The sequence below is a fragment of the Streptomyces sp. NPDC050422 genome, assembly GCF_044458665.1.
Taxonomy (GTDB): domain Bacteria; phylum Actinomycetota; class Actinomycetes; order Streptomycetales; family Streptomycetaceae; genus Streptomyces.
On sequence record NZ_JBITIE010000014.1, the window covers coordinates 208903 to 234696 of the forward strand.

The following is a 25794-nucleotide window of genomic DNA, read 5'->3' on the forward strand; positions in this document are numbered from 1 at the left end:
CTAGGCGCATCATCCGGCCACGGCTAACCGGCATTCTTCAGTGTCGCGCATCAGGCACAGTGATCAGCACGGGGCCCCGGTCACGTTTCAGACGAATTCGTTAAGATATACCCACCAGGGGTATATAAACGGCAGGGTAAAGGGAAAACGGGAGGCAGCAATGACCACTACCGAGGCCACCGAGGCGGATCGGTCGTCGGACGCGGCGGACGGCGCGGGCACGGCCGGCGCCGCCGCTCCCGCCGAAGCGATCGTGACCGACCACGACCGCGGGATACACGGCTACCACCACCAGAAGGCCGAGCACCTCAAGCGTCTGCGCCGCATCGAGGGCCAGATCCGCGGCCTGCAGCGCATGGTCGACGAGGACGTCTACTGCATCGACATACTCACGCAGGTCTCGGCGTCCACCAAGGCGCTCCAGTCCTTCGCGCTCCAACTGCTGGAGGAGCACCTGCGCCACTGCGTCGCCGATGCCGCGGTCAAGGGTGGCGAGGAGGTCGACGCGAAGGTCGAGGAGGCCACCAAGGCCATCGCCCGCCTGCTGCGCACCTGATCGCCAGGCCCGGCCCGCACCCGCCGCCCACCCGTCAGCCCCGGTGCTCCGCCTGCCGGGGGACGGTGGTGCGCTCCGTGACCACCTTCACATCGAGCACCTCGTCGATACGGTCCGCGCTGAGCCGCTCCCCGATGGCCGCGGACGCCGCGATCATCAGCTCTCCGCAGAGCTCGATCTCGGCGAGGGCCACATGGTCCGATACGGTCCGCGGGCTGAGCGTCACCACGTCACTCACCTCTCACTGCCGTCGCCGACTTCCCAGGGTAGGGACCGCGGCACACACCGCGCATGGCACGGACGGACCATTTCGCCGGCCGCCAGATGCCTAGGCCCCGTCCGGAGGGGGCCGGAAATGATGGGCCCCGGGGCGGTCACTCCCGCCGCCCCTGCTCGATCTCCCCGGTGTAGATGTCGCGCGCGTCCGGCAGCGGTACGGAGACTGCCACCCCGAACCCGTACAGCAGCGTCGTCGACACCACCTCCCTCGCGGGCCCCTCGTTGGCGAAGCTGAACCGGTGCCGCACCTTGCGCAGCCGGCCCTGCTCGTCCAGATACGCGTCGAACGGGACCGAGACCGTACGGAACCCCTTCGCCGCGGCCGTCAGCGCACCCTTCGAACGAGCCGTGGCCCGCCTCGCGGCCCTCCCGATGTCGGTGGTCCCCCGGTAGTGCCGCACGGTCACCCCGGCCAGGTCGGTCTCGCCCACGTACGTCACCGCGCTCACCCCGCCGAGGAGTTCGGCCGCGGCCATCGGATCGGTGACCCCGCCGGTCACCAGATTGCCGTCCGCCAGCGCCGTCGTGTCGATCCTGACCCACTTGTCCGCGGGGACCCCGGCGCCGCGGTTCATCATGTAGAGCGCGCCCGGGGCCAGCAGTTCCGTGATGGGCCGGTGCTCGTCCTCGCCCGCCGGGTCCTGCGGCAGCACGACCTTGAGCCGGCCGGACTGGGTACGGAAGTCGTACGTCCCCTTGCCCCTGATCGTCACCCGGGTGCCACCGGCCGCCGTCTCCATCGACGTGACCACCTCCGCGCTTCCGGCCACGGGCCCGGCCCCCGTTCCCACGAGCACCGCCGCGGCCCTCCGCACCGTCTCGACGGCGCCGGGCCCCGACCGGCCGTCGGCCCCGGCACGCTCCCCGCCTGCCCCGCCCCCGGCGCACCCGGCGGCCGCCACCATCACGCCCACCACGGCGAGGGCGCACACAGCGCGCGTCCCGCCTCCGGACCTGTGCTGCTGCACCACCATCGCCTGCCAACCCCCAACGCCGACCGCTGCCCGAGCCCCCCACCCGTCCCGCATAACGACAGGTCCTCCCCCTCGTAACGACCTCACCCGCGATCGGCGCCGCTGCCCCTCGCGGTCGAGGCCGTAACCCGGCCCGCACACCCCTCACCGCCTGACGGCCCCGCCCAGTACCGTGGACGCGTGTACGACCAACACACCGCCGAAGGCCCGCCGGCCGTTCCACCGGCCCGCCCCGCCCACGAAGCCACCACCGTCGAACGCGGCTCGTTCTGCACCGCCCGCTGCAGCTGCGGCTGGTCGGGACCGGCCCGCCGGTCCCGCGACCTGGCCCGCACGGACGCCGCCGGCCACCGCACATCGGTGACCTGACCACCGGCCCTCCACTCCTTCTCCCTCCCCCCACCCCGGAGGTCCGATGACCCTGCCGAACCGGCGCACCGTCCTGAGCGCCGGCGCCGCAGCCGTACTCACCGCCGCCACCGCGTGCGACGACACGGGCCCGGGCACCCCGGCCGCCGGCCCCACCCCGGCCACGTCGTCGACCACCGCCGCCACGGCCCCCGCCACACCGTCGAAGACCTCACCCGCGGGCCCGGCGGACTGGCCGGCCCTGGGCAGGAGCCTCGCCGGTTCCCTCGTACGACCGGACGACGCGACCTACCCGACCGCCCGTCAGCTCTACAACACCCGCTACGACGGCCAGAAACCGGCCGCGGTCGCGTACGTCCGAAACGAGGCGGACGTACGCGAGTGCCTGGCGTTCGCCCGCCGCAGCTCCGTGCCCGTCGCCATCCGCAGCGGCGGACACTCCTACGGCGGCTGGTCGAGCGGCGACGGCCGGCTGGTCGTTGACGTCTCGTCACTGAAGGACGTCGACCGGGACGGCGCGATCGGTGCGGGGGCCCGGCTCCTCGACGTCTACCAGGGCCTCGCCGCCCACGGCCTGACGATCCCCGGCGGCTCCTGCCCCACCGTCGGCATCTCCGGCCTGACCCTGGGCGGAGGTCACGGTGTCGCCTCGCGCGCGTACGGCCTGACGTGCGACAGCCTCACCGGCGCGACGATCGTCACCGCCGACGGCAGGACGCTCACCACCGACGCCACCCACGACCCCGACCTCTTCTGGGCACTGCGCGGCGCGGGCAACGGCAACTTCGGCGTCGTCACCGAGCTCCGCTTCCATACCCGCCCCGCCCCGCAGACCGTCTCCGCCTACATGTCCTGGCCGTGGTCGCGCGCCCGGGCCGTGGTGACGGCGTGGCAGGAGTGGGGCCCGGACCAGCCGGACGAGATCTGGTCCGCCGCACACGTCGCGGCGGGGCCGGGCGGCGGAAACCCGACGGTGTCGGTGTCGGCGTTCAGCCTCGGCACGTACGGCGCCCTGCAGAACGCCGTGGACCGCCTCGCCGACCGGATCGGCGCGTCCGCCTCCTCGGTATCGCTGCGCCGCCGCAGCTACCAGGAGGCGATGCTCGTGTACGCGGGCTGCTCGGGCATCACCGACGCCCAGTGCCACCTGCCCGGCACCACACCGGGCCGCGATCCGCAGGGTTCGCTCCAGCGCGAGACGTACGCCGCGGCGTCCGACTTCTACGACCGCTCACTGCCCCCGGCGGGCGTCCAGGCCCTGCTGGAGCGGACCGAGGCGTTCACCCGGCTCGGCGTGGAGGAGGGCGGCGGCGGCTCGGTCGCACTCACCGCCCTCGGCGGCGCGATCAACCGGGTCGACCCGCAGGCCACCGCGTTCGTCCACCGCGGTTCGCGGATGCTCGCCCAGTACATCGGCGCGTGGCGTGCGGGGACGACCGGCACCGCTCAGCAGAAGTGGCTGAAAGACACCCACTCCGCGCTGCGCCGATACGCCTCGGGGGCGGCCTACCAGAACTACGCGGACCCGGCCCTGACGGACTGGCGCAAGGCCTACTACGGCACGGCTGCCGCCCGCCTCGGCGAGGTGAAGAAGCGGTACGACCCGGAGGGACTCTTCACGTACCCGCAGTCACTGTGACGTACGCCCCCGGGCTGGGGACCTGTCCACCCGGCCCGCAGCAGCCCTATGCAGCCAACCCCTTCTCACCTTCCGAGCCGCCGCCCGAACCGGGTCGCGGCTCGGGGATCCCGAGCGCCTCGCCGCCGCCGGCCGCTGCCGCGAGCGGGCTGCGCGACCGCACGAGCCTGCCCAGCAGTTCCGAGCGTGAGACGGCGCCCACCAGGGGTGTCAGCAGCATCATCGCGAGCGGCGCGAGGAGCAGCGCGGCGGCCGTACCGAGGGCGAAGCCGCCGATGACGTCGGTCGGGTAGTGCACACCCATGTAGATGCGGCAGAAGCCCTCCAGCAGGGCGAGCGCGATCGCCGCGATGCCGAACTTCCGGTTCGCCACGAAGAGCCCGACGCCGAGGGCCATCGCCATGGTGGCGTGATCACTGACGAAGGAGAAGTCGTTCTTCCCGTCGACCAGGACGTCCAGTCCCTGGTGGTCCCTGAACGGCCGCGGCCGTTCCACGAATCCACGGATCGGGATGTTGATCAGCAGGGCGATCCCGGCCGCGAGCGGCGCCCAGACGAGCCCGGCGACAGCGCTCACCGAGTCCTCGGCCGTGCCGCGCCGACGGACACTCCACCAGCACCACAGGACCACCAGGACCATCCCCAGCATGATCCCGTACTCACCGACGAACTCCATGACCCGGTCGAACCAGGTGGGAGCGGACTTCGCGAGCCCGTTGATGTCGTAGAGCAGGCTGACATCGGGGTTCGACCCATCCAGTGCGAGTCCAGCCATCTGCCGCGGCCCCTTGCCTTGTCTGCTGCTGCGGCACACACCCATGTGCGCCGCTATGACGAACCCCCGTGTTCGGTTCGATCACTACGTGCCTCGGCCGACGCCAGGTCAGTGGCTGCGCCCCCGGTCCAACCAGAGAACGACGTGTCCCGTGCGTACGTTCCACTCTCTACCGAATGATCACCATGACGTTATCGAAGAGTGACTCATCGTCGCAGCTCAGGGCCCAGGCTTCACAGAGAGTTCCGGCCACCGACGCCGGAACGTCAGGCCGCCGGCTGCGCGGTCGGAAGGGCCGCGGCACCGTCCTTGGTGACGCGTGTCGCACCGAAGTAGTCGGGAGTGTCGATCTTGTCGAACCGGATGACGGCACCGGTGTACGGAGCATTGATCATGTACCCGCCCCCGACGTACAGACCGACGTGGTGAATGGCCCGCGAGTTGCTCAGGTCGTCGGAGAAGAACACCAGGTCCCCGGGCAGCAGCTCGTCCCGCGAGGGGTGCGGCCCCGCGTTGTACTGGTCGTTCGCCACACGTGGCAGCTCGATGTCGACGGTCCGGTACGCGGCCTGGGTCAGCCCCGAACAGTCGAACCGCCCGCCCTGCTCCGGGGTGCCGTTGCCGCCCCACAGGTACTTCGTACCGAGCTTCTTCTGAGCGAAGTAGATGGCGCCCGCGGCCTGCTGCGAGGGCTGCACCCGCCCGACGGGCCGGGCGAAGCTCTTCTCCAGGGACCGGATGATCTTGACGTAGTTCTGCGTCTCCGCGATGGCGGGTACCCCACCGGACTTGATGACCCGGTACGCGCCCGCGTTGTAGGCGGCCAGCATGTTGTCGGTCGGATCCCCGGGCACCTTCTTCACGTACCCGGCCAGCTCGCAGTCGTACGAGGCGGCGGACGGAATCGCATCGGCGGGATCCCAGACGTCCCGGTCCCCGTCCTTGTCCCCGTCGACCCCGTGCGAGGCCCAGGTCCCGGGGATGAACTGCGCGATGCCCTGAGCGGCGGCCGGACTCTGCGCACGCGGGTTCCAGCCGCTCTCCTGGTAGAGCTGGGCGGCGAGGAGGGCGGGGTTGATGGCCGGGCAGAGGTTGCCCCACTTCTGCACAAGGGGCTGATACTTGGCCGGCACGGCCCCCTTGGCCAACGCCACGGCCCCGCCACCACCGCCGCCGACGAGGCCGGCGGCGGCGGAGTACGTACCGACGACGAGCAGCGCGACGAAGCACATGGCGACGCCGACGCCGATCCCACCTGCCATCCAGTATTTCCGCACCCCTCAACCATCCCCCATCGGGGAGGGGTTCATGGGTGTTTTCGACGGTGTGTACGAGTCATCGGGGTCACTGATGTGCCATCAGGATGCGCCGGTGGACCAGAAGTCGGAGTGGACGTTGGGGATTGGCACCGGCTCGCCTACGTGATCCGCCCCGCCAGGCTGCGGTGCTGGCATCGAGACTGGAGACTCATCCACACACGGTGTGGCAACTTCGAAGAAGGCCTGCCCGCCTCCACCAATGAGGAGCCTTACCCGGAATCCATCCGGCGTCTCGAAGTAGGTTGCCGGACTGACCAGATTCGCGTTGACCCCGATCCGATGATAGCCGGCTCCCTCCCATTCTCGTTCCACGACTCCTAGAAAGCTTCCCCTGCGCTTCTCTGAAATCATAGTAATGACTGCCCGCCTTCGAGACACATCACAGGAGCCCTCCGTTGACTCACCGTGCACCCATTGAACCGACGGCTTGATACCCAAAAATGTTTCATCCAGGATAGCGTCTGCTCGATCTGCAGCTTCCTGCATGTTCATATTCCCTCCGCCCTCGCCGTTTCTCTGCGTTTGCGAATCGGACGACAAGGCGCAGCCCGAAATAAGAAATACAGCCATCGACACGGTCATAATATTGCTCTTCATCTGGGCCGCTCCCGTTCGATCTCCCCCGATTTTCCGGCTACAATTCTTGCAATATTGTCAGCAGACCTTTGATCCTTGGCCGGGTCAAAATAGTTCGAATGCGCCTCAGTCGGACTGTGCCCTCGCTCCAACAGTTGAGGCCCGTCGCTCACAGCAAAACGATTGGCGCCAAAGTCTCGATGTGCCGGATCGGTACCAAACCACACGTCGCTTTCTTCGGACTGGGCATCTTGGGCGGCATATCCGGCTGCCCCACCGGCAATACCTCCCGCGGCCCCTCCAACGATTGCACCGAGCGGCCCTGCGCCCAGCCCCAGCACAAACCCTGTCGATGCGCCCCCCGCCACCCCTGTGCCCAGTCCGCTCGCTTCCCGACTATTTGGCAATTTGGTCACAGGGTCGTTTTCGGCTGCCCCCACGAACACATGCTGCTTCCCCACACCAAGCTCGTCAGCCGAGTGCGCACCCGTACCCGGACTGCCGACCAAAACGACATCATCCGCTCCGGGGATCCCGCCTCTCTCCTGAGCCGCGAGACCAACAGTCAATGAACCGTAAGAATGCCCAATCGCCGTCACGTGCGGATCTCCGTGCTGATTTGTTGCAGAGACTCCGGCCATGAAACTGTTGTAGGCCGACGCACCAGCCCTGGCGTTCGTCTCACCCATAACATCAAAACTTCCCATCGGGTCACCTCCCGAGGTTTGGGGCGCATCATAGCCAAGCCAGACGATCGAAGCAGACGAGGAGCTCGGGTCCATCTCCTTAGCGCCGATCGCAGTATCGCGAGCCCGCTTAAGGTCATTCTTAGCGAAATCCGCATCCAACGACGTATTCAACCCCGGCACATAAGCCGAAACATTCCGCGCCGTATCCGGGTTCCCATACGAAACGATCGCCCGCCCGTTCCCCTCATCGCCGATGCCGAGCAAATACATCGGCGGCTGTTTCCCCGCCTGCAACTGCCGATCAATCTCCCGCAGCCCCGCCAACTGCGTCTCCGCCCTTTCACCGCCCTGCCCCTCCAGCTTGCCGATCAGCAACTGCAGGTTGTCCCGGTTCGCCGTGTCGCGGACCAGGGCCGGGATTCCGTCCAGGTTGCCGATCTGGTCCGGGTACACCGCGAGGTACTCCTCGCGCTGTTCGTCCGTCAGGCCCGCCCACCACAACCGCCGCGCCGCCGGACTCGCATCGTGCGGGATGGCCGACTTCAGGTAGCCGCCCGCCGCGTCCCGGACCGCTGCCGCATCCCCCGCCGCGTCCGTCCACGTCCGGTCCGGGACCTTCAGGCCCTCCTCGGCCTTCAGCTTCCGCAGGATCCGGGCGAACCGCCAGTCGACCTCGGCCGCCGTCCGCACCGCCTTCGCCACCCGGTCCGCGATGTCCTGCGCCTTGGCCGTGTTGGGGTTCGGGGCAACCAGCCCCGACGGCTGCAGGAGCCCCGGCGCCGTCCTCACCGACGCCGTCCCGCCCGCCAGCGGCTTCCCGTCGATCAGGCCCTCCCCTGCCTCCGGATATGTCACCGACCCGTCCGGGTGCACCGTGAACCTCAGCGCCTCCGCATCCTCCAGCGCCTCCCGCAACAAGCGTTGCTGGGCCTTCATCTCGTGCGCGAGGCTGTTCAGCGTCGTACGGACGAGACCGCACTCCGTGTACACGTACTGAAGGTTCCGGCTCAGCTGCCGCAGCCTGCCCACCGCCGCGTCCGCCGCCGCACCCTGCTGGGTCTCCCGCAGACCGTTCAGCAGTTGCTTCTCGATCCGGTCCCGCCCCGCATCGGCCCGATTGCTCGCCTTGCCCCAGCCGTCCGCCGCACCCTCCAGCTCGGCGCACTTCAGGTCCCGTAACTGGGCCCAGGTCAGCCCGGAGGCCCCCGTCCCCGTCCCCGTCGTCATCGCTCGACCCCCCGCGTCCGCCTCGCCACGGGCGCGAAGGACGACTTCACGGTCTCGTTCGTCTCGCCCTGCGCCCGGGCGACCGCCCGAAGGTTGCCGGCCAGGGAACCGCACTCATGGCGCGCGGTCTCGAAGCGCCGCTCCCACGACTCGCGTACGGAACCCAGCTCGGCCAGCGCACTCAGGCCGACGGTCCCCGCGAGCAACCCCTCGTGCGCGGTCGCCAGTTCCGTCCTGACCGGGCCGAGGTGCAACCCCATCCCCTCCGCACCCCCGGCTGCCCGCAGCCACGCCCCGTCGCTGTGCCTCAACTGGCCCCCGCCGACGGGGCCGCCCCCGCCACCGGCCAGATCGCTCAGCCTCTGCCGCACACCGCTCACCGCTCGCCCCGTTCCTTGATCGTGGAGCGGCACTGTGCCAAACCCGGCAACCACGACACGCCGAGCACCCGTACGCAGGCCTGCGGCCCAGCCCCCTCTCCCCGGGCCTCCCAACGCATCGCCCCCCGAGGGAGATCACCCGAACGATGGACCGGGCGCCACGCCCGTACGTCCCCGGGCGGGGCACCGCCCTCCGGACCCACGCCGCACCCGCGCAGCGGAGCCACCACCCCCAGCCGCAACAGCCGGAAGAATGCGCGCCCATGAGCCATTCGCACCCCTCCCCCACCTCCTGGCACCGGCCCATGGTCGCCCGCCTGTCCGACGAGCAGCACCGCACCGCGACCATGCTCGAGCTGTTCTTCGACCTCTGCTTCGTCACGGCCGTGGCCCAGGCCGCGACCGCGTTCGAGCACGAACTCGCGGAGGGGCACATCGGCCACGGTGTCCTCGGCTACGCGATGGTCTTCTTCGCGATCTGGTGGGCGTGGATGAACTTCACCTGGTTCGCCTCCGCGTACGACACCGACGACGTGCCCTACCGGCTGCTCACCCTCGTCCAGATCACCGGCGCCCTCGTCCTCGCCGCCGGGGCGTCACAGGCCCTGCAGCACGAGGACTTCACGGTCATCACCTGGGGCTACGTGATCATGCGGCTGGCCATGGTCACCCAGTGGCTGCGCGCCGCCCGGTCCGACCCCGAACGACGCCGCACCTGCCTGCGCTACGCCATCGGCGTCTTCGTCGTCCAGGTCGGCTGGGTCGTACGCCTGACACTGCCCGAGGACACCGGCCTCGCCACCTTCGCCTTCCTCGTCCTGGCCGAGATCGCCGTCCCCGTCTGGGCGGAACGCACGGCCACCACTCCCTGGCATCCGCACCACATCGCCGAGCGCTACGGCCTGTTCACCCTGATCGTGCTGGGCGAGTCCATCACCGCCGCCACCGGAGCCGTACGCGCCGCACTCGACTCCCACGCGGAACTCGGCGACCTCGCCGCCCTGGTCGTCGGGGGCATCCTGACCGTCTTCGCCCTGTGGTGGCTCTACTTCGCGCGCAGTGCCAGCGTGCACGACCGGCTCACCACCCTGCGCATGGCACTGCTGTGGGGTTACGGGCACTACCTGGTCTTCGCGTCCGCGGCAGCCGTCGGCGCCGGTCTCGCCGTCAACGTGGCCCACACGACCGGCCACGGCCACCTCTCCGACCGGGCCGCAGCAGCGGCGTACACCATCCCGGTCGCCGTCTTCGTGACGCTCGTGTGGCTGCTGCACCACCGCACCGGCGGGCTGCGCCGCGCGGCCGACGCACTTCACCCCCTGGCGGTCGTGGCTGTCCTCGCCGCCACGTTCGCGCCCTCCCCGGTCCTCGTCACGGGCATCATCACCGCGCTCCTCATCGCCGCGACGCTGATCCTGGCGGCGCGAAGCGAAACAACCGGGGCCCCCGGCGTCACCGGCGCCCCCAGCACGCCGGACTCCTGAAAACCCTCAGCGCGTGCTCCGGGCCGCCGCAGCCTGCCCCGGCAGCACGATCCCCTGTGCCTGGGCGGCCTTCCCCGGGCGCAGGGTCCACGGCACGGGCGAGGTCTCGGCCAGCCAGCCGTCGGCGAGGATCCCGCTCACGACCTGCCCCCGCAGCGCGCGCGAGAGCTTCTTCCAGCCCAGCCCCTTGCACAACTGCCCGTACGAGGGCCCGTGGCCGTGCTCCGCCCGGAAGGCCACGGTGAACTCGGCCGCCTCCCGTCCGCAGTCCGGGTGCGCGTCCCGCCACGTGTCGTGGTCGCTCACCGCCGGCCGGGGCGCGGGGACGGGCGAGGGCGAGGACATGAACGCCTTCGCGACCCGCCCGAAGGAGCACCGGCACGACGCGCACTGCTCCACGGCCTCCACGTGCCGCAGCAGCGCCGGACTCACACCGGACTTCCACTCCGACCACTGGGCCGGCGTGACCTCCACGAGTTCGGCGGCGGCCGCCGCCTCCCGCGCCGCCCTGCGCACGGCCTCCTCGGCCGCGATCTCCGCGATCTCCTCAGGGGTACGGAACAGACCGGAAAGGTGCCGCACCGCCGGGCCGAGCCGGTACGTCGGCCCGGACACCTCGGCCAGGAACCCCTTCTCGAGAAGGGCGGGCACGGCCGCGTAGCAGGCGATGGGCAGCTCGGCGGGTGCCTCGCCGACGAGCTCGTCGGTGCAGTACGCCGCCAGGAACAGCGCAGCGAGCCGCGCGGCCGGCGAGCCCTTCTTCACGGGCTTGGCGAGCCGCGTACGCATGGCCCATCCCGAGACCTTCGACCGCGTGCCCTTGCCCAGAGGCATCGCGTGGTCCGGCCCCGGCGCCATGTCCGGGACGATGATCCCGGCCGGCTTGTCCGGGTCCCCGTTGAGCAGCGAGTCGGGCACCTGCCATCCGGCGGCGACCAGTTCGCCCACCGCCTGCTCCGGCTGGTCGAGCCGGAGCGACCGCAGGTCGGTACCCGTGAGGTTCCCGACCCCTGCCCGCGCGGCACGGATCGCCACCACGACGGCGAGGAGTTGCGCATCGACGGTGGTCAGCGGCAGACCGGCCACGTACGAGAGGAGCTCACGCGCCGCTTCCCCTTGTCGCGGCGTCAGCAGAAAGGGCAGGGGCGCGGGAGGCGGAGGCGACACGGCAGCGGTCTCGGCCGAAAAGGCAGGCTTGGGCACATCACATCTAACGGTGATCAGACCGCGAAAGTCACGCGTGACGTGGGGCACAATCACGCCGGCCCCCTCGGGGCCCTGCGCCGAGCGCCATTCCGGGGAACGTCAGCGGGACGTCAGGGAGGCGTTAGCAGAACATGAGCGGCGGGCGGGAAGCTTCACATGTCAGCAGGTCAGGAGGGGGAGCGGTTCGCCGCAAGTTCCGGGCCTCGGCAGCTCCGCCCACTCGACCGCCACCTTCTCGGGGAACTCACATGCGTACGATCCACACCCGCAAGCGCACCGCCACCCTCGGCGCCGCCGTGACCGCCGTACTCGCCCTGGCCCTCACCGCCTGCGGTGGGGACGGCAGCGGCACGAAGTCGGCCGGCCCGGCGGACAACTCCGCCAAGGGCGCCGCCTCGCAGCCCGCCGGCTCCGCCGAGACCACGGACACTGCGACGACCGGCGGCTCCGCGAAGACGGTCACCTCCAGCACGGGCACGTCCAAGGGCGGCACCGCCAAGACCGGCACGACCACCGGCGGCGACACCAGCGACAGCTACGCCTACAAGCACCCGTGCAAGAGCGAGGACCTGTCGGTCCGGGTGTACGCACGCGAGGGCTCGGCCACCCAGCACGTGATCGAGGTCAACAACACCGGCACGAACGCGTGCGGCCTGAGCTACTTCCCCCGCGTCAGCCTGGGCGCCACGGACGCCGCCGACCACAGCGGCGACGTCACGCCCCTCGTCCCGAGCGGCCTGGGCGGCGCCCCCGCCTACCCGGTCAAGCCGAAGACCGCCGCCATCGCCGTGATCGACCTCAACCCGAGCGGTGCGAGCGGCGCCCTGACCTGGATCAACGAGCTGAACGTGCTGGCCGACGGCGACCACATGCCCAACGCGGAGCAGCTCAACTTCCCGCTCGGCCCCGACGTGAAGGTCCTCGACCCGAAGCTGGGCCTGTACAGCGGCACGGTGGCCGACGCGGTGGACTCCATGAAGCAGGCGGACTCGAAGTCCTGACCCCCCGGCCCCGCCCCGCACCCCCGGCCCCACCCCGCACCCCCGAGCCTCCCGACGACCACCGTGGCCGTCGGGAGGCTTTACCGTTCCGCCGAGCTCAGCCGGCCTGCTGCTTCGGCTGCGTGAAGCGGATGCGGTTGCCGAACGGGTCACGGAGTCCGCAGTCCGTACCGTAGGGACGCTCAGTGGGCTCCTCGGTGAACTCGACGCCCTGGGCCAGCAGCGTCTCGTACGTCTTGCGGCAGTCATCCGTGGTGAGGATGAGCCAGCCGCCCATGGCCCCCTTCGTCACCAGGTCGCGGACCTGCGCCGCCGTCTCCTCGGACATGGCCGGAGCGCCCGGCTTCTCCAGGAGGATCTGACGTTCCGGATGACCCGGGACGCTGACGGCCAGCCAGCGCATGAACCCGAGATCGACGTCGGCTGCCACCTCCAGCCCGAGCTTGCCGACGTAGAAGTCGAGGGCCTCGTCCTGGTCGAGGACGTACATCTGCGAGTGCGTGATGGCGTTGAACATGACGTTCACGCTACGGGGACGGCCGCGCGAAAACTTATCCGGAACTGCTCAATCGGCTGCCCGACCGTCCGGCCGGGGAACCTACTTGGACGTGACCCGTCCCACCGCGTCGGGGCCGGTCGTCAGCGCCTCGGACGTGATCTGCCACGCCGGATCGCCGGGGTGGAGCCGGGTCCGGAGGTAGGCGGCGGTGAGCCGGGCGAGGGCGGCTACGCGCTCGGGGCTCTCGTCGGTGGTCTCGGCGGCGTCGTATCCCGCGATCCCGCCGAGCCCGTGCTCCGCGTCGAACAGGGTGAGCAGGTCCTTGGGGCCGGGGGCGAGGGTGTAGGGGTCGGCGTGCCACTCCGGCCCCATCTCCGTGAAGTGCCGGGAATCGTCCTTGTCCCCGGCGACGACCAGAGCCGGTGCGGTCATGGTGGAGAAGTCGACGGCCCCGATGATCGGCCACTGCCCGGCCATGGGCCCGTTGAAGACCTCGCCGCCCCGGCCGGGTGCGGCGAGCAGTACGCCGGCCTTGATCCGGGGTTCGACGAGGTGCACCACGTCCCCGGTGCCGGGGTCGGTGATCCCGGCGCCCAGCAGGAGGGCGGCGGTGAAGCCGCCCAGCGAGTGCCCGGCGAGGGCGATCTTGCTGTGGTCGATCCGCCCGGCGAGTTGCGGCACGGCCTCCTCGATCACGTCGAGCCGGTCGAGGACATGGGTCATGTCCTCTGCACGGGAGCGCCAGAAGTCGGGGGCCCCGGGGGCGTCGGCGACCAGGTGCCTCAGGGTCGCGGAGGTGAGATGGGTGGGCTGGAGGACGACGAATCCGTGTGCGGCCCAGAAGTTGGCGAGCGGTGCGTAGCCGTTGAGGGAGGAGAGGTTGTTCGAGAAGCCGTGGCCGTGGGAGAGGAGGAGGACCGGGAGTGCGGTTCCGGTCGCGGGTGCGGAGACCCGTACCTGGAGATCCACGGGCCGGTCGGGCACGGAGAGGGTTACGGGGCTGAAGGACAGGACCGGGGCGGGCGCGCCCAGGGCCTCGGAAGCGGGGCCGCCGACGGCTGCGGGGTCGGTGGCGGATGCGGACGCGGATGCGGATGCGGATGTGCTCACGGCGAGGGCTCCTTCTGTGCAACGGCACGTGCCTCCTGCGGGTCTCCAGTGACCGGCGAGGAGCACGGTGGTCAGGGGCGTCCCGTGTCGGCTAACCTAAACGGAACGTCGCTCCATTTAGTATCCGGAACGATGTTCCACTTTGTCAACCGGAGAGGAGGCGCGTGGTCGATGCCCACCGAGGACCCCGCTGAGGACCCCACAGGGGAGCCCGCGCCCCGAGGCAGACGGGCGGATGCCCAGCGCAACCAGCAGACCGTGCTCGCGGCCGCTGCCGAGGTGTTCGTCACCTCGGGCGTAGACGCGCCGATCCGCCGGATCGCGGCGCGGGCGGGCGTCGGGGTGGCCACGGTCTACCGCCACTTCCCGACCCGGACGGATCTGGTCACCGCCGTCTACCGCCACCAGATCGAGGAGTGCGCCGAGGCCGGCCCGAACCTGCTGGCCCGCGCGGACTCACCGCTCGACGCGCTGCGTCAGTGGATCGGCCTCTTCGTCGACTTCCTGGTCACCAAGCACGGACTCGCCGATGCGCTGCAGTCGGAGAGCGACCGCTTCGCCGCCCTGCACTCCTACTTTCTCGACCGCCTGCTGCCCGTCTGCGCCCACCTGCTCGACGCCGCGGCCGAGGCCGGTGAGATCCGGGTCGGCATCCAGCCCTACGAGCTGATGCGCGGCATCGGCAATCTCTGCATCGGCCACGACAACGACCCCCGCTACGACCCCCGACGCCTGATCGCCGTCCTCATCCAAGGACTGCGGCAATCCCCCGCGTCCTGATGGCCGGGAGCGCCGCCCCGCCACCCGGCCTCATCATCAACGCCCATGCGACCGCTCAGGAGCTCGGCCGCGTCCACGCCATCGCGAAGCACGTCGGGACGTTCACCGCCAACGCCTCCTTGCGGTACGTGCGGGGAGACCGGCCGACGATCTCCCGGAACGTCCGGCTGAACGTCCCCGTACTGCCGAAGCCGACCTCGAAGCAGATGTCCGTCACGCTGCGGCCGGTCTCCCGGAGAAGGAACATCGCCCGCTCGACGCGACGCCGCTGCAGGTAGCGGTGCGGCGTCTCACCGAACGTGGCCCGGAAGGTGCGAGAGAAGTGCGCCTCGGACACATGGGCGAGCCGGGCGAGGGCCGACACGTCGAGCGGCTGGGCGAACGCCCGGTCCATCGCGTCCCGGGCCCGCAGCATGCGCCGGTTCGAATCCTCGGAGGCACGGCTCACCCCATGGCCTCGGTCCCGTACCGGGGGAACGAGTCCGTCGCCACGACAAGGCCCAGGGGATCGGGCAACGGGATACCCTCCCCGAACTTTCCGGCCGATCTCTCCTGGTACGAGCCGCTCTCGGGCCGCTTGTGCAGAGCCCACGTCCCGTGCCGGGGATCGATGACCAACAGGACCGCCACCCCGGCGACGGCGTACGAGTCGTTCTTCTGACTGATGTCGCGCGCCTTCTCCGACTGTGAGATCACCTCGACGGCGAGCACCGCATCCGCCGGGTCGGCCAACCACGCGTCGCCCTCGTCCCACTCGTCGGGGAGCAGCACGAGGTCCGGCGTCGCATAGCCGTCCGGGTCATCGGGCATACCGACCGACGTCACCTCATACGCTCCGGTGCCCGGCGGCAGCGTGGGCTCCAACTGGCGACGGAGCCGCCTGATCGTTCCCGCGTGCTTACCGCGCCGAGTCGGAGACATCATGAGACTCCCTCCCAGGACCTGCGCCCGCAGACCCGCCGCTTCTTCGATCTGCTCGGCGATGTCACGGAGATTTCCCGGACGTGGGCGCAGTGGTCGCGGAACGGACATAGGTCTCGGCCTCCGTCTCGGCGAAGCGGGCGCGGCACCTGCCGAGCACGCACGCGGAGAGGGTCTCGAACCGCGCCCAGCGGCGGTCTCACCGCACTGCGAGAGGCACTCATACGCTTCGGACATCACGCCCCCAATTGCCGGAAAGCCACCAACGCCACTACACACAGTTACAGTAGGTCGTCCCACTGACAATCCGGCTTGGCGACGCATTCCACCCAGAGCACCTTGCCGCCACCCTGCCCCGGGAGTCCGGCTCGCAGGGGGCAGGCGCCCCAGCTCTCGGCGTAGAGGGTGACGAGATACAACCCTCGCCCGCGCTCGCTGAGTTCGTCGGGCCCCTTCGCGCTCCAGCGGAAGGGGGCGGGGATGTGCGGTTCGGTGTCCCAGACCCCGAGGCGGATCCGGCTGCGTCCGGCATCGCGCATGCGCAGGGAGTACGGCCCCGAGGAGTGCTGGTAGGCGTTGGTGACGAGTTCGCTGGCCAACAGTTCTGCGGTTTCGGTGAGTTCGGCCATGCCGTGGACGCGGAGCACGTTACGGAGGGTGGCCCGTGCGACCCCGGGAGCCCGGGGATCCTGCGGAAGTTGGAGGGTGTACGTCCAGGGCGGCGCTACGGTGGCCGTGGGCATGAGGTTCTCCGATCACGAGGGACGGAAAGCGTGCATGAGGTGTCCTGCGATGCCCAGTGACGAGACCGCTCCGTCGAGCGGGGTACTTCCGGGCGGGTGGCCTGAACCCAAGCTAGCGAGTCACGGTTAAAGTGTTAACCGAATCGCGAGGAATCCATAAACTCGCACCCTTGTGGGTGACCAGCCGCTCAAGGAGGCGAACAATTCCGTGAGATCCAACCCAACGGGCCGTCAACTCCGGTTCGGCGCTGAACTGCGCAAGCTCCGCGAGCAGGCAGGCCTCACCGCCACCCAGGCGGGCCGGCTCCTGGGCGTACAGCAGAACCAGATCAGCAACATGGAGGCCGGCCGCGTAGGCGTAAGTCCTGACCGGGTGCGCACACTTGCCAACCACTACGGCGGCACCGACGAGGGCCTGATCGCCGCACTCTGCGCGATGACGGCGGACCGGGCCCGCGGCTGGTGGGAGGAGTACCGCGAGATCCTCCCCGCTCCCCTGCTCGACCTGGCCGAGGTCGAACATCACGCCCAACGCCTCCGAACCGCGGTGACCGTACACATTCCCGGGCTCTTCCAAACGGTCGAACACGCCCGCGAGGTGTTCCGGCAGGACGTACCGGCGTTGCCCCCACCCGATGTCGAACACCGGGTCTCATTCCGCGTCAAACGACAGACCGTCCTGTTCCGGGAGCACCCGACACCGCAACAAGTCGTCGTTCACGAGGCATCTCTTCGCATGCAGTTCGGTGGCCCCAAAGTCGCACGCCAGCAGTTGGAGCACCTGCTGACACTGAGCGAGCTCCCGCACATCTCGGTGCTCGTGATTCCCTTCGCTGCGGGCAGCTTCGCGGGATCGGGCCAGTCGATCTACTACGCGCAGGGGCCGGTCCCGCAACTCGACACCGTCAACCTGGATCAGTCGCACGGGCCCGTGTTCCTCGACTCCGCCTCCCAACTGGCGAAGTACCAGGTCCTCCTGAACCGGATGGAGACCATCGCGCTCGGCCGGGAACAATCCAGGAACTTCATCCACACCATCGCGCTCAGCCTGTGAAAGGGACCCGAGATGACCTCACCCATCTGGCAGAAGTCGTCCTACTGCGCGCAGGGCAACTCCTGCGTCCACGTGGCCGCACAGAACGGCACCGTGCGACTGACCGAATCGGGCGACCCCACCGGCGCGATACTCCGCACCACCCCCACCGCCCTCCGCGCACTCCTCCGCACGCTCAAGGAGGAGCCCCTCCATGGCTGACGCCCTCACCTGGACCCGTGCCGCCCCCGAAGGCGAGACCGGCCCCGGACCGTGGATCGAGATCGCCTTCGACGAGGGCGACGACCTCGTGTACCTGCGCGAGACAAGCGACCCGGAGAACGTCGTCACGACCACCCGCGCCAAGTGGGAGGCCTTCGCCAAGGGCGTCCGGGCAGGCGAGTTCGACCACTTCGCCGGACTCTGACCACCGGCTGAGCACGCGAGGACCGGTCGACGGGACCGTCGTTCTCGCGGCCGGGCTCCTGCCATCGGTAGCCACGGCGCCGCGGACAGATGCGTCGATGCGGAGGCCGGATGTACGGTCCGCCCCATGTCACTCAGCCACCTCACTCTCTCCTCACGCCGCAGCATCGACCTCGCCGAATTACGGCTCCGCTCGACCTACGGCGGACTGCTCGAGGGCGCCCCGACGCAGCGCGTCAACGAGCGCATCACCGCCCATCTCGTACGTACCGCAGAAACGGCCTACCCCGGCCGGCCCGTCCACCTGATACCCCCGGAGACCACGGCACGGGGCTGGGCCGACCACCGCGGCGAGCCGATCGAGGACCTGCCCGCCGTCGCCTGCATCGGCGCGTTCAACTCAACCGAGATCGACCCGGCCCACAACTCGGGCTGGTACTTCTCCGCACTCGTCGTCGTCTGGTTCCAGCCCACTCCGGACCCCCCGACGAACGACAACGCCCCGGCAGCCCTGCGCGGCCTGCCCTGGGAAGATCTGGCCCGGGACTTGGAGGACTGAGCACCGCCGCCCTGCGGGGCAAACAGGAGAGCTGCCTCAGGCCGGACGCACTGAGCCCTCAGCCCTCAGCCCTCAGCCCGAACCGGCGACCAGCGCCTCGCCGAGCGGGGTGCGCCGGTAGAGCACCGACCGTCCGGACCGGGCGCGGACGAGCAGCCCCGCGCCTCGCAGGATGGCGAGGTGGTCTCCCACCGCGCCAGGTGCCATGGCGAGGCTTCGGGCGAGGTGGCTGGTACTGGCTGGGGCGTCCAGCGCCAACAGCAGCCGGGCGCGGGCCCGGCCTACCAGGGCGGTCAGCGCGGCCGGTTGAGGGACGCTCTCCTGTTCGCCCCACAGGGCGGCGGTGCCGCGGGCACGATAGATCAGGGTCCTGGGCCAGGGGTCTTCCAGGTGGGCGGCGATATTCGCGACGAAGACCGAAGGGATCAGCAGGAGCCCGTCGCCGGCGAGGCGGACGGGAGCGACTTGGGGGAAGTGGCCGACCTCGATACCGCCGGCCTGCCAGGCGATGCTCGGGTGCAGGCTCTCGATGGTCGTGACCCATCCGTGTTCGCCGATCAAACCCACCCGGTGCACGACGTCTCGCTCACAGATCGCGCGCAGTTGCGGCCAGTCCGTGCCGAGCAGCTCGTGCCACGCCCGGTCCATCGCTTCGGCGATCCTGGAGACGGCGTCCGTCGACTCCAGTACTGCGCGTACGCGGGGATCACGGGCGGACGGGCCGGTCGCGTTGGTGGCGATTTCATGGCGGGCCGCTTCCAGGGGTGTGGCCCGGATCATGTCCAGGTCGTCTGCCCAGGTCTGGTTGAGGCCGCGCGGGGGCGGGGCGACGAAGTCCGGTCCGCCTTGCGGGGTCTGCAGGGCGAGGGCGGCGTCCAGTTCGCTGTCGCGGCGAAGCCGTTCGAAGGCCGGCAGGAGCCGGGTGGCCCAGGCTCGCGGCAGTGGTTGGTCCTGGCCGGCGAGGGAGCGCAGCAGGGCGCAGAGGTCCATCGCGGGCGACAGTGCGAAGCGGCTGCGCAGCAGGTCCTCGACGGAGACTTCGAAGCGGAGCACCCTGCGATGCTACCGCCGGACGTCCGTTCCGATTCGTCCAGCGACGAATCATTGGTGAATGACGCGGGCACACGGCGAGGCTGGGCGTCATGACCCCGACCGCCGAACCCTCACCGGGCAACCGCCGTGCCACCTACCGGGAGGTGCTGGCCGAGCCGCGATTCCGGCTGCTCTTCTCGACCCGCACCGTCGCGATCACTGCTGACGCGCTGCGGATCACCACGTTCTCGGTTCTGGTCTTCACAGCCACCGGCTCCGCGCTGTTCAGCGCACTGGCCTTCGGCATCGGCTTTCTCCCGCAGCTGTTCGGCTCGCTGCTGCTGGGCTCACTGGCCGACCGGCTTCCGCCCCGCGCGCTCATCACCGGCGGCTACGCCTTGGAGTGCGCCGCCGCCCTGCTGCTCGCCCTGGTGAGGATGCCGATCGCGGCAAGCCTCGCTGTCGTGGCGCTCGTCGCCCTCATCACACCGGTGTTCAGCGGCGCGTCGAGTCGGCTGGTCGCACAGTGGCTGGAGGGCGACGCCTATGTACTGGGCCGTTCGCTGAACAACATCGCCGCCTCCGGCGCGCAGTTGTTCGGTCTGGCGCTGGGAGGTGCGACCGTCGCGGTACTCGGCCCGCACCGGGCGCTCGCGGTGAGCGCCGCCCTCTACCTCGGCTGCGCGCTCGCTGTCCGCATCCGGCTGCCCCGGCTGCAGCCGGGAGGGTTCGGCGGCACACCCGGCAGCGCTCGGGGCGACGGCGGGGCCCTCCGGGCAAGCCTGCACGGCGTCGGTCTGCTGCTGCGCGGACGCACGGTGCGACGCCTGATGCTGGCCCAGTGGCTACCCCCCGCGTTCGTAGCGGGCGCGGAAGGCCTGATCGTCGCCTACGCGGGAGGGCGCCACTTCGCGCCCGGCTGGTACGCGGTACTGATGGGCTGTCTGCCGGTCGGCATGCTTGTCGGTGACCTGCTGGTGGGCCGGCTGCTGCAGCCGCCCACCCGGGAGCGACTGGTAGTCCCGTTGATTGCGGTGATGGGATTGCCGCTGGTCGGCTTCGCTGCCGAGCCCGGAGTGGGCGTCTCCGCCTGTCTGCTGCTGATCTGCGGCTTTGGATTCGCTTACGGCCTCGGCTTGCAACGGCCGTTCCTGGACGCCCTGCCGCAGGACGGCCAGGGCCAGGCCTTCGGCCTGCTCGGCTCCGGCAACATGACGCTGCAGGGTGTCGGGCCGGCCTGCTTCGGCTCGGTGGCCGCAGGCGTCGGAACAGGTGGCGCAATCGCTCTGGCAGGCGGCGCCGCGGCGCTGACCGCCGGTTGGGTTCTCAGCTGGAACCCGCCCACCTCCCGGTCGCCGTCCCGGACTGCTCAACGACTCGGCAACCCGAACGGATCCGCGACCACGGGATCGGCCGAACTCACCACCCTGCCCGCACCCAGCGAAACACGCCGAGGCAGCGGCACGTAACCGACCCATCAGCACGTCGGCCCGTCGGCCCGTCGATCCTGATCCCCCAACCGACCCGAAGTCACCGAGCCCTGGAGCTGACATGGCTGACATAGCTGACATGACCGTGCCCGACCCCGTCACGCGCGACATCCTCGCCATCTTCGAGAACGTGCGATTCCGGCTGTTCGAGCGCATGCAGACCCTGACCGACGCCGAGTACCGCTGGGAGCCGGTGAGCGACTGCATCAGCATCCGCCCCGGCGACGACGGCGTCTTCCGCGTCGACACGCTGATTCCGGAATCAGGTCCGGACGCACCGGACCCCGTCACGACGATCGCCTGGCGCATCTGGCACATAGGCAGCCTCTGCCTGCGCGGCTACGTGATCCACTTCTTCGAGGACGTCCCCGAGTTCGGTGACCGCCAGGAGTGGCCCGGCACCGCGAAAGAGGGCATCCAGGCGCTCGCCGAGGACTGGGACCACTTCGTCTCCCGTATCGCAGCCCTCGGCGACCAGCGCCTGCTGGCTCCGATAGGCATGGGCCCCGGCGGTTGGGCCGACGAGACCTACCTGAAGCTCGCGCTGCACGCGCTGAAAGAGGTCACACATCACGGCGGCGAGATCGGCCTGCTGCGCGACCTCTACCTGCGCGAAGGTGTCTGATCCCGGAGTCGGGGGCGCCCGTGTCCGGCGGCCCTGTGCCGCCGGACAACGGCCGGGGTCCACAGCTTCTCCTACCTCACGGCCCGGCCACACCCCCGGGAACGAGGCGAAACCGGTACGCCCTCCGTCTCCTCCTGCCTACACGTACTCCCGCGCTCCAGCCGCTCCAGCAGGCCCCAGGGAGCAGCGCTTTCGCGGCGGAGTCCGCTCGTCAGACGCACTCGTACCCGTATGGGACATCCACCGGCTGCGTCGCCATCCGAGCCTTTCCTCACGCGAGTTGACGCGGTCGCCTCCGACAAGGCCTGACCCCTCCCCCATGCGGCGGAGACCCCCGAACCACGCTCCTCCCTCAGGAGGTACGGAACGGGCTCGAAGAACGACGAAACATGCGGGCGGGCGGGACAGGCTGAAGTCATGGAGCCCAGGAACCCCGCCCCGTGCACACCCACCACCACACTCCCCGCCCCTCGTTGGGCTGTCCGCTCCGCGCACCTCGCCGCCCTCGTCGTCCTGCCGACCGGCCTCTGGCGCATCGCGCTCGTCCTCGGCTTCCCGGCCGGCTACACGGCCGACGGGTTCGCGGGCTTCGAAACCCCGGGCGCGAAGGTGTGGATGCTGTTCCTGAGCGTGGCCACCGAGTTGCTGGCCCTTCTGACCATCGGCCTGGTGCGCCCGTGGGGTGAAGTGCTGCCGCGCTGGATCCCGCGCATCGGCGGGCGTACGGTCCGCCCCCTGGCCGCCACCGTGCCCGCGCTCGTCGGAGCCGTCTGCCTCACCGCGCTGTGGACACCGATGGCGTGGTGGTGGACCTTCCCGCACGCCGACATGACGCACACCGGCCACATCCTCGTGGGCCTGCTGTACCAGCCACTCATCCTCTGGGGCCCGTTGCTGGGCGCGGTCGCCGTCGCGTACCACCGCCGCCGCACGGTACGAGGTCCTGCCCACCAGGCATAAGGGAAGGGAACGTTCCGGCGGCGCCGCCTCGTTACGTCTCCGGCCGTCCACGTCACCAGCCGCCGTCCGAGGAGCATCGTGCCTGAATCCACCCCCGTCACCGCCGCCCTCCCCGCCCTGCCGTCCCTCAGTGCGCAGGCCGAGACGCTGATCGACCTCGGGGTCCACGAGATCGCCGGCCTGTCCGCCGCCGACATCCGCGACTTCGCCAAGGCTGCCGAGGCGAGCGGAGCCGAGGACGGCGGGCTGCTCACCGTTCACCCGGACCGGGCCCCCGCGTCCGCCCTCGCCCCGCTGCTCCGCCGCGACGACAAACCGGGCTTCGTCGTCGTCGACATGCCTGATGTCGACCTCTTCACCCCGCTCGACACGGTCACGGTCCCCGACGCGCCCCTCTACGTCCTCGGCGGCATCGACCGCGGCGACCACATGGCGAACTGGAGCCCGGACGAGGCACTGCCCGCCCTCACCGCGCAGGACCGCAGCCCGCTGCTGCTCACCGAAGGTATCCACTGGGTGCTGCAACAGCCGGCCGCCCTGGAGCGCAACCACTGCTTCATGACCATCGGCTCCCGGCTGCGCAAGGCGAACGGCGCACTGGACGCCCGTACGCCGGCGCTCTGGATCAGCAACGGCACCGGTCGCGACGGCCGGGAGCGACGCAACGCCCCGAAGGCCGGCTGGTGCTGGGCGGGCAACCGGCACACCTGGCTGGGCTTCGCCTCCACGACGGGCCGCCGCCTCCAGGACGCGTAGGAGCACGGATCCACCCAGCCGGGCTGCCCGACTGTCACAGCCCTTCAGTACGCTCCCGGCATGACTGCCTTCCGCGACTTCAACTTCAAGCTCCTCGTCATCGAGCAGCTCATGTACACCGACGAGACCCTCACCCCGGCGTTCCGTATAGCGGACTGCCTGAAGGCGAAGGGAATCGACGACCCGCAGGGCTACGCGTACGAGAACGATCTCGCGCACACCGTGCTCGCCGAGGCCCGCGCCCACTTCGAGGCACTGGAGATCAGCACGGAACTGCTCGCGACGGTCGAGGAGCTCAACCTCGACGGCGGACTCGAGGTGTACCAGGAGTGTTCCCCGGTCTGGGACGGCGAGGACGAGCTCTACGACGTGGGTTCGCTCGACGACCTCGATCTGCTGCCGAACCTGAAGCTGATCTCCGGCGTCGACGACTGCGGAATGGGCGCCGCCTTCGATCCCGAGGTGCTCGCAGCCCGGGGCATCGCCACCGACTGAAGGCGCGGCCAGCCGTCTGCGGGGCAGCTCGGCAAGCCACCCCGGGCCCTCAGCTGCGGTGCCGGTGATCCATACGCTGACCCGCATGGGAATGGACATCATCCGTTGCCCATGGGTGGGCGGGCACCTTCGGAGCCTTCACCGGCCTGTTGGAGGACTGGGGATCCGTCCTGTCCGTAACGCCTTCCAGTTGCTGGGGAGTTGTGCGGCGCGCGGATAGGCGCGAGCCGGTGCCGAGGCCGCGGCCTCCCCTTGGACGAGGCGCGGTCCAACCCCGAGAGTCATGTCATGTCCCTCACCACACACCTCGGACGCACAGCCGCGACAGCCGCGCTCCTCGCGCTCACCGTGACCGCGTGCGGCACCGAACACCCCGGGGGCAACAAGACGCCCGGTCGCCCATCCCCCGCCCCTCGTTCGCCCCTCGCCCCAAGTGCGCCCAGCCCACCGAGACCGCCCGGCCCAGACCTCCTCCTCACCCACTGCGCGCACGACCGGAGCACCGGAACAAGGCAACAACGACGACCGGCCGCCCAACTACGCCGACAACCACGCCTATCGCATGGCGGCCGAGCTCAGCCCGGCCCGGCGGGCCAAGGGCGAGGCGTCGGCCGAGCGCATCCAGTACGAACTGGAGAAAGCCCGTAAGGAGGGCGACGTCAGCGAGAAACGGATCGCGGCGGCGCTGGCACACCTGGGCTGCGGGAAGGAACACGGCGTCTACATCCGGGACGGGCTCCACAGCGTTCACACGGGGGACATGTGCGTGTCCGGCCGCCTGACGGCGAAGGAACTGACCATCGAGGTGCACGGTGCCTACGCCGAGCCGCAGCCGGGCACGGGACCGCGCGTGGAGAACCGGGGAGGCCACTGACACGGCCTCTACGGACGGCCCTTCAGGACGCCCCGCGCAGGCCGACAGTGATGCCCCAACAGCGCCGAATGACCGGGCACGTGTTCCGGGACCTCTCCGCGGGCATGATCAAGTGCATGAAAACGGGCAAGCGGGACGTCGTCGGCAACGGCACAGGCGCCGGGCCGGGATTCGACGCGAGAATCGACGCGAGCAACCGCGTCAGCGATGAACCAGGGCAGATCCTGCACTGGAACTTCTTCATAGGCGGCCACCTGAGCGCCTCCGTACCCGTACGCCTCGTCGAACGCACGCCCGAAGGCCAGCTCGTCTGGATGGAGACGGGCACCCCGATGTGGCGCACGGCCCTGCCGCGCGGCGCCACGCACCTGCGGGACATCGCACCGCACGAACGCCCCGTCAACGGCTACCCGGTCATCGCCGGCCGGTGGCCCATGGGCAACGCCCTCTTCTACCAGCCGACGGACGCCGCGCACTCCGTCCTGTGGCTCTTCGGCCGCAGCCAGAAGTTCCGTGGCTGGTACGTCAATCTGGAGCGCCGGGTCCACCACGGCCACGACATCGACATCGCCGACCACGAGCTCGACATCAACGTGGCGCCGGACCGGACCTGGCAGTGGAAGGACGAGGAGTCCTTCGCCGAGAAGACCGGCCATCCCGCGTACTGGACCACCGAGGAGGCCGCGGCCATCAGGACCGAGGGAGACAGGGTGGCCCGGCTCGCCGAGGCCGGAACGTTTCCCTTTGACGGCTCCTGGTGCGATTTCCGGCCGCCACCGGCCTGGCGGACCCCACCCCGTCCACCGGTCCCCCGCCACCCGCTCCTGCGACCCGCGGCCGCCCCGACCTCCCCGCATCACCCCTGATGGGTACGGTTACGGCCCCGCCGCAGGTCTCGGCCAGGGTGGCGTGATGGCGATCATTGCCCGGCGTCACCCTCCGTGATACACAGAGTAACCAGACACAAATCGCTCACACACCGATTCGATCCGCAGGTCAGGGCGGCCAGGCCGGTCA

31 protein-coding genes are annotated in these 25794 nt (G+C 70.0%); 17 read left to right on the plus strand and 14 right to left on the minus strand.

The features are described from left to right. Positions 1-160: 160 nt before the first annotated feature. Positions 161-556, plus strand: coding sequence for a metal-sensitive transcriptional regulator (locus ACIBJG_RS23520; protein WP_399310098.1), 396 nt, complete (start codon positions 161-163; stop codon positions 554-556). Between the two features lie 34 nt (positions 557-590). Here ACIBJG_RS23520 and ACIBJG_RS23525 read toward each other — a convergent pair whose 3' ends face one another. Together ACIBJG_RS23525 and ACIBJG_RS23530 are read right to left on the minus strand one after the other, a co-directional pair. After that, positions 591-785, minus strand: a complete 195-nt coding sequence (locus ACIBJG_RS23525; RefSeq protein WP_399310100.1) for a hypothetical protein — start codon at positions 783-785, stop codon at positions 591-593. Between the two features lie 145 nt (positions 786-930). Next, a complete protein-coding gene (locus ACIBJG_RS23530) occupies positions 931-1809 on the minus strand; it encodes a hypothetical protein (protein WP_399310102.1) in 879 nt (292 codons plus the stop codon). Between the two features lie 180 nt (positions 1810-1989). Between ACIBJG_RS23530 and ACIBJG_RS23535 the strand changes: the two genes are divergently transcribed. Next, positions 1990-2178 (plus strand): hypothetical protein, encoded by a 189-nt coding sequence (locus ACIBJG_RS23535; protein WP_399310104.1) that lies wholly within the window; start codon positions 1990-1992, stop codon positions 2176-2178. Positions 2179-2224: 46 nt separating this feature from the next. Further along, on the plus strand, positions 2225-3817 hold the full coding sequence (locus ACIBJG_RS23540) for an FAD-binding oxidoreductase (protein ID WP_399310106.1): 1593 nt from the start codon (positions 2225-2227) through the stop codon (positions 3815-3817). Positions 3818-3863: 46 nt separating this feature from the next. Here the strand turns inward: ACIBJG_RS23540 and ACIBJG_RS23545 are convergent, their stop codons facing one another. From ACIBJG_RS23545 to ACIBJG_RS23565, 5 genes are all read right to left on the minus strand, one after another. Beyond that, the gene (locus ACIBJG_RS23545; protein WP_399310108.1) at positions 3864-4592 is read right to left on the minus strand and encodes a phosphatase PAP2 family protein; all 729 of its coding nucleotides are present in this window, start codon (positions 4590-4592) and stop codon (positions 3864-3866) included. Positions 4593-4858: 266 nt separating this feature from the next. Next, positions 4859-5854, minus strand: a complete 996-nt coding sequence (locus ACIBJG_RS23550; RefSeq protein WP_399310110.1) for an NlpC/P60 family protein — start codon at positions 5852-5854, stop codon at positions 4859-4861. A gap of 96 nt (positions 5855-5950) precedes the next feature. Then, positions 5951-6508, minus strand: coding sequence for a hypothetical protein (locus ACIBJG_RS23555; protein ID WP_399310111.1), 558 nt, complete (start codon positions 6506-6508; stop codon positions 5951-5953). Next, the gene (locus ACIBJG_RS23560; protein WP_399310113.1) at positions 6505-8403 is read right to left on the minus strand and encodes an alpha/beta hydrolase; all 1899 of its coding nucleotides are present in this window, start codon (positions 8401-8403) and stop codon (positions 6505-6507) included. The genes ACIBJG_RS23555 and ACIBJG_RS23560 overlap by 4 nt, the downstream gene beginning before the upstream one ends. Continuing rightward, positions 8400-8783, minus strand: a complete 384-nt coding sequence (locus ACIBJG_RS23565) for a hypothetical protein (RefSeq protein ID WP_399310115.1) — start codon at positions 8781-8783, stop codon at positions 8400-8402. The genes ACIBJG_RS23560 and ACIBJG_RS23565 overlap by 4 nt, the downstream gene beginning before the upstream one ends. Positions 8784-9046: 263 nt before the next feature. On the opposite strand from ACIBJG_RS23565, the gene ACIBJG_RS23570 reads away from it, so the two are divergent. Beyond that, positions 9047-10267 carry a low temperature requirement protein A gene (locus ACIBJG_RS23570; RefSeq protein ID WP_399310117.1) on the plus strand — a complete coding sequence of 407 codons (1221 nt, stop codon included), beginning with the start codon at positions 9047-9049 and terminating at the stop codon, positions 10265-10267. Between the two features lie 6 nt (positions 10268-10273). On the opposite strand, the gene ACIBJG_RS23575 is transcribed toward ACIBJG_RS23570, so the two are convergent. Further along, a complete protein-coding gene (locus ACIBJG_RS23575; protein ID WP_399310119.1) occupies positions 10274-11434 on the minus strand; it encodes a hypothetical protein in 1161 nt (386 codons plus the stop codon). A 287-nt stretch (positions 11435-11721) separates the two neighbouring features. Between ACIBJG_RS23575 and ACIBJG_RS23580 the strand changes: the two genes are divergently transcribed. Continuing rightward, positions 11722-12474, plus strand: coding sequence for a DUF4232 domain-containing protein (locus tag ACIBJG_RS23580; protein ID WP_399310121.1), 753 nt, complete (start codon positions 11722-11724; stop codon positions 12472-12474). 97 nt (positions 12475-12571) lie between these two features. Here ACIBJG_RS23580 and ACIBJG_RS23585 read toward each other — a convergent pair whose 3' ends face one another. Continuing rightward, positions 12572-12991 carry a VOC family protein gene (locus tag ACIBJG_RS23585; RefSeq protein ID WP_399310122.1) on the minus strand — a complete coding sequence of 140 codons (420 nt, stop codon included), beginning with the start codon at positions 12989-12991 and terminating at the stop codon, positions 12572-12574. Between the two features lie 81 nt (positions 12992-13072). Continuing rightward, complete coding sequence (locus ACIBJG_RS23590) at positions 13073-14005, minus strand: alpha/beta hydrolase family protein (RefSeq protein ID WP_399310181.1); 933 nt, start codon at positions 14003-14005, stop codon at positions 13073-13075. Between the two features lie 249 nt (positions 14006-14254). Here ACIBJG_RS23590 and ACIBJG_RS23595 point away from each other — a divergent pair, with 249 nt between their 5' ends. Further along, positions 14255-14863, plus strand: coding sequence for a TetR/AcrR family transcriptional regulator (locus ACIBJG_RS23595; protein ID WP_399310124.1), 609 nt, complete (start codon positions 14255-14257; stop codon positions 14861-14863). A 55-nt stretch (positions 14864-14918) separates the two neighbouring features. Here the strand turns inward: ACIBJG_RS23595 and ACIBJG_RS23600 are convergent, their stop codons facing one another. From ACIBJG_RS23600 to ACIBJG_RS23610, 3 genes are read right to left on the minus strand one after another with little or no spacing between them, the layout of a single operon-like run. Further along, positions 14919-15311, minus strand: a complete 393-nt coding sequence (locus ACIBJG_RS23600; protein ID WP_399310126.1) for a helix-turn-helix domain-containing protein — start codon at positions 15309-15311, stop codon at positions 14919-14921. Continuing rightward, positions 15308-16108 carry a Uma2 family endonuclease gene (locus ACIBJG_RS23605; RefSeq protein WP_399310128.1) on the minus strand — a complete coding sequence of 267 codons (801 nt, stop codon included), beginning with the start codon at positions 16106-16108 and terminating at the stop codon, positions 15308-15310. The genes ACIBJG_RS23600 and ACIBJG_RS23605 overlap by 4 nt, the downstream gene beginning before the upstream one ends. Continuing rightward, positions 16066-16527: an ATP-binding protein gene (locus tag ACIBJG_RS23610; RefSeq protein ID WP_399310129.1), complete on the minus strand. Its 462-nt coding sequence runs from the start codon at positions 16525-16527 to the stop codon at positions 16066-16068. Before ACIBJG_RS23610 ends, ACIBJG_RS23605 begins: the two co-directional genes overlap by 43 nt. 208 nt (positions 16528-16735) lie before the next feature. Between ACIBJG_RS23610 and ACIBJG_RS23615 the strand changes: the two genes are divergently transcribed. The 4 genes from ACIBJG_RS23615 (at position 16736) to ACIBJG_RS23630 (ending at position 18545) form a co-directional block, all read left to right on the plus strand. Beyond that, positions 16736-17581, plus strand: a complete 846-nt coding sequence (locus tag ACIBJG_RS23615; protein WP_399310131.1) for a helix-turn-helix domain-containing protein — start codon at positions 16736-16738, stop codon at positions 17579-17581. A gap of 12 nt (positions 17582-17593) precedes the next feature. After that, positions 17594-17782 (plus strand): DUF397 domain-containing protein, encoded by a 189-nt coding sequence (locus tag ACIBJG_RS23620; protein ID WP_399310133.1) that lies wholly within the window; start codon positions 17594-17596, stop codon positions 17780-17782. Next, the gene (locus tag ACIBJG_RS23625) at positions 17775-17987 is read left to right on the plus strand and encodes a DUF397 domain-containing protein (protein WP_399310134.1); all 213 of its coding nucleotides are present in this window, start codon (positions 17775-17777) and stop codon (positions 17985-17987) included. The genes ACIBJG_RS23620 and ACIBJG_RS23625 overlap by 8 nt, the downstream gene beginning before the upstream one ends. A 126-nt stretch (positions 17988-18113) precedes the next feature. Next, positions 18114-18545, plus strand: a complete 432-nt coding sequence (locus ACIBJG_RS23630; protein WP_399310136.1) for a hypothetical protein — start codon at positions 18114-18116, stop codon at positions 18543-18545. A gap of 72 nt (positions 18546-18617) precedes the next feature. On the opposite strand, the gene ACIBJG_RS23635 is transcribed toward ACIBJG_RS23630, so the two are convergent. Further along, positions 18618-19598 carry a winged helix-turn-helix domain-containing protein gene (locus ACIBJG_RS23635; RefSeq protein ID WP_399310138.1) on the minus strand — a complete coding sequence of 327 codons (981 nt, stop codon included), beginning with the start codon at positions 19596-19598 and terminating at the stop codon, positions 18618-18620. 89 nt (positions 19599-19687) lie between these two features. On the opposite strand from ACIBJG_RS23635, the gene ACIBJG_RS23640 reads away from it, so the two are divergent. The 7 genes from ACIBJG_RS23640 (at position 19688) to ACIBJG_RS23670 (ending at position 25643) form a co-directional block, all read left to right on the plus strand. Then, entirely contained in the window at positions 19688-21046 is a 1359-nt protein-coding gene (locus tag ACIBJG_RS23640) for an MFS transporter (RefSeq protein ID WP_399310139.1), read from the plus strand. A gap of 82 nt (positions 21047-21128) precedes the next feature. Beyond that, complete coding sequence (locus tag ACIBJG_RS23645; RefSeq protein ID WP_399310141.1) at positions 21129-21692, plus strand: DinB family protein; 564 nt, start codon at positions 21129-21131, stop codon at positions 21690-21692. A gap of 417 nt (positions 21693-22109) precedes the next feature. Beyond that, the gene (locus ACIBJG_RS23650) at positions 22110-22652 is read left to right on the plus strand and encodes a hypothetical protein (protein ID WP_399310142.1); all 543 of its coding nucleotides are present in this window, start codon (positions 22110-22112) and stop codon (positions 22650-22652) included. A 78-nt stretch (positions 22653-22730) separates the two neighbouring features. Continuing rightward, complete coding sequence (locus tag ACIBJG_RS23655) at positions 22731-23408, plus strand: DUF5701 family protein (RefSeq protein WP_399310144.1); 678 nt, start codon at positions 22731-22733, stop codon at positions 23406-23408. Positions 23409-23468: 60 nt separating this feature from the next. Next, positions 23469-23903, plus strand: coding sequence for a DUF6892 domain-containing protein (locus tag ACIBJG_RS23660; protein ID WP_399310146.1), 435 nt, complete (start codon positions 23469-23471; stop codon positions 23901-23903). A gap of 433 nt (positions 23904-24336) precedes the next feature. Beyond that, positions 24337-24777, plus strand: coding sequence for a hypothetical protein (locus ACIBJG_RS23665; protein ID WP_399310148.1), 441 nt, complete (start codon positions 24337-24339; stop codon positions 24775-24777). Between the two features lie 116 nt (positions 24778-24893). Then, the gene (locus ACIBJG_RS23670) at positions 24894-25643 is read left to right on the plus strand and encodes a DUF402 domain-containing protein (RefSeq protein WP_399310149.1); all 750 of its coding nucleotides are present in this window, start codon (positions 24894-24896) and stop codon (positions 25641-25643) included. Positions 25644-25794 lie beyond the last annotated feature (151 nt).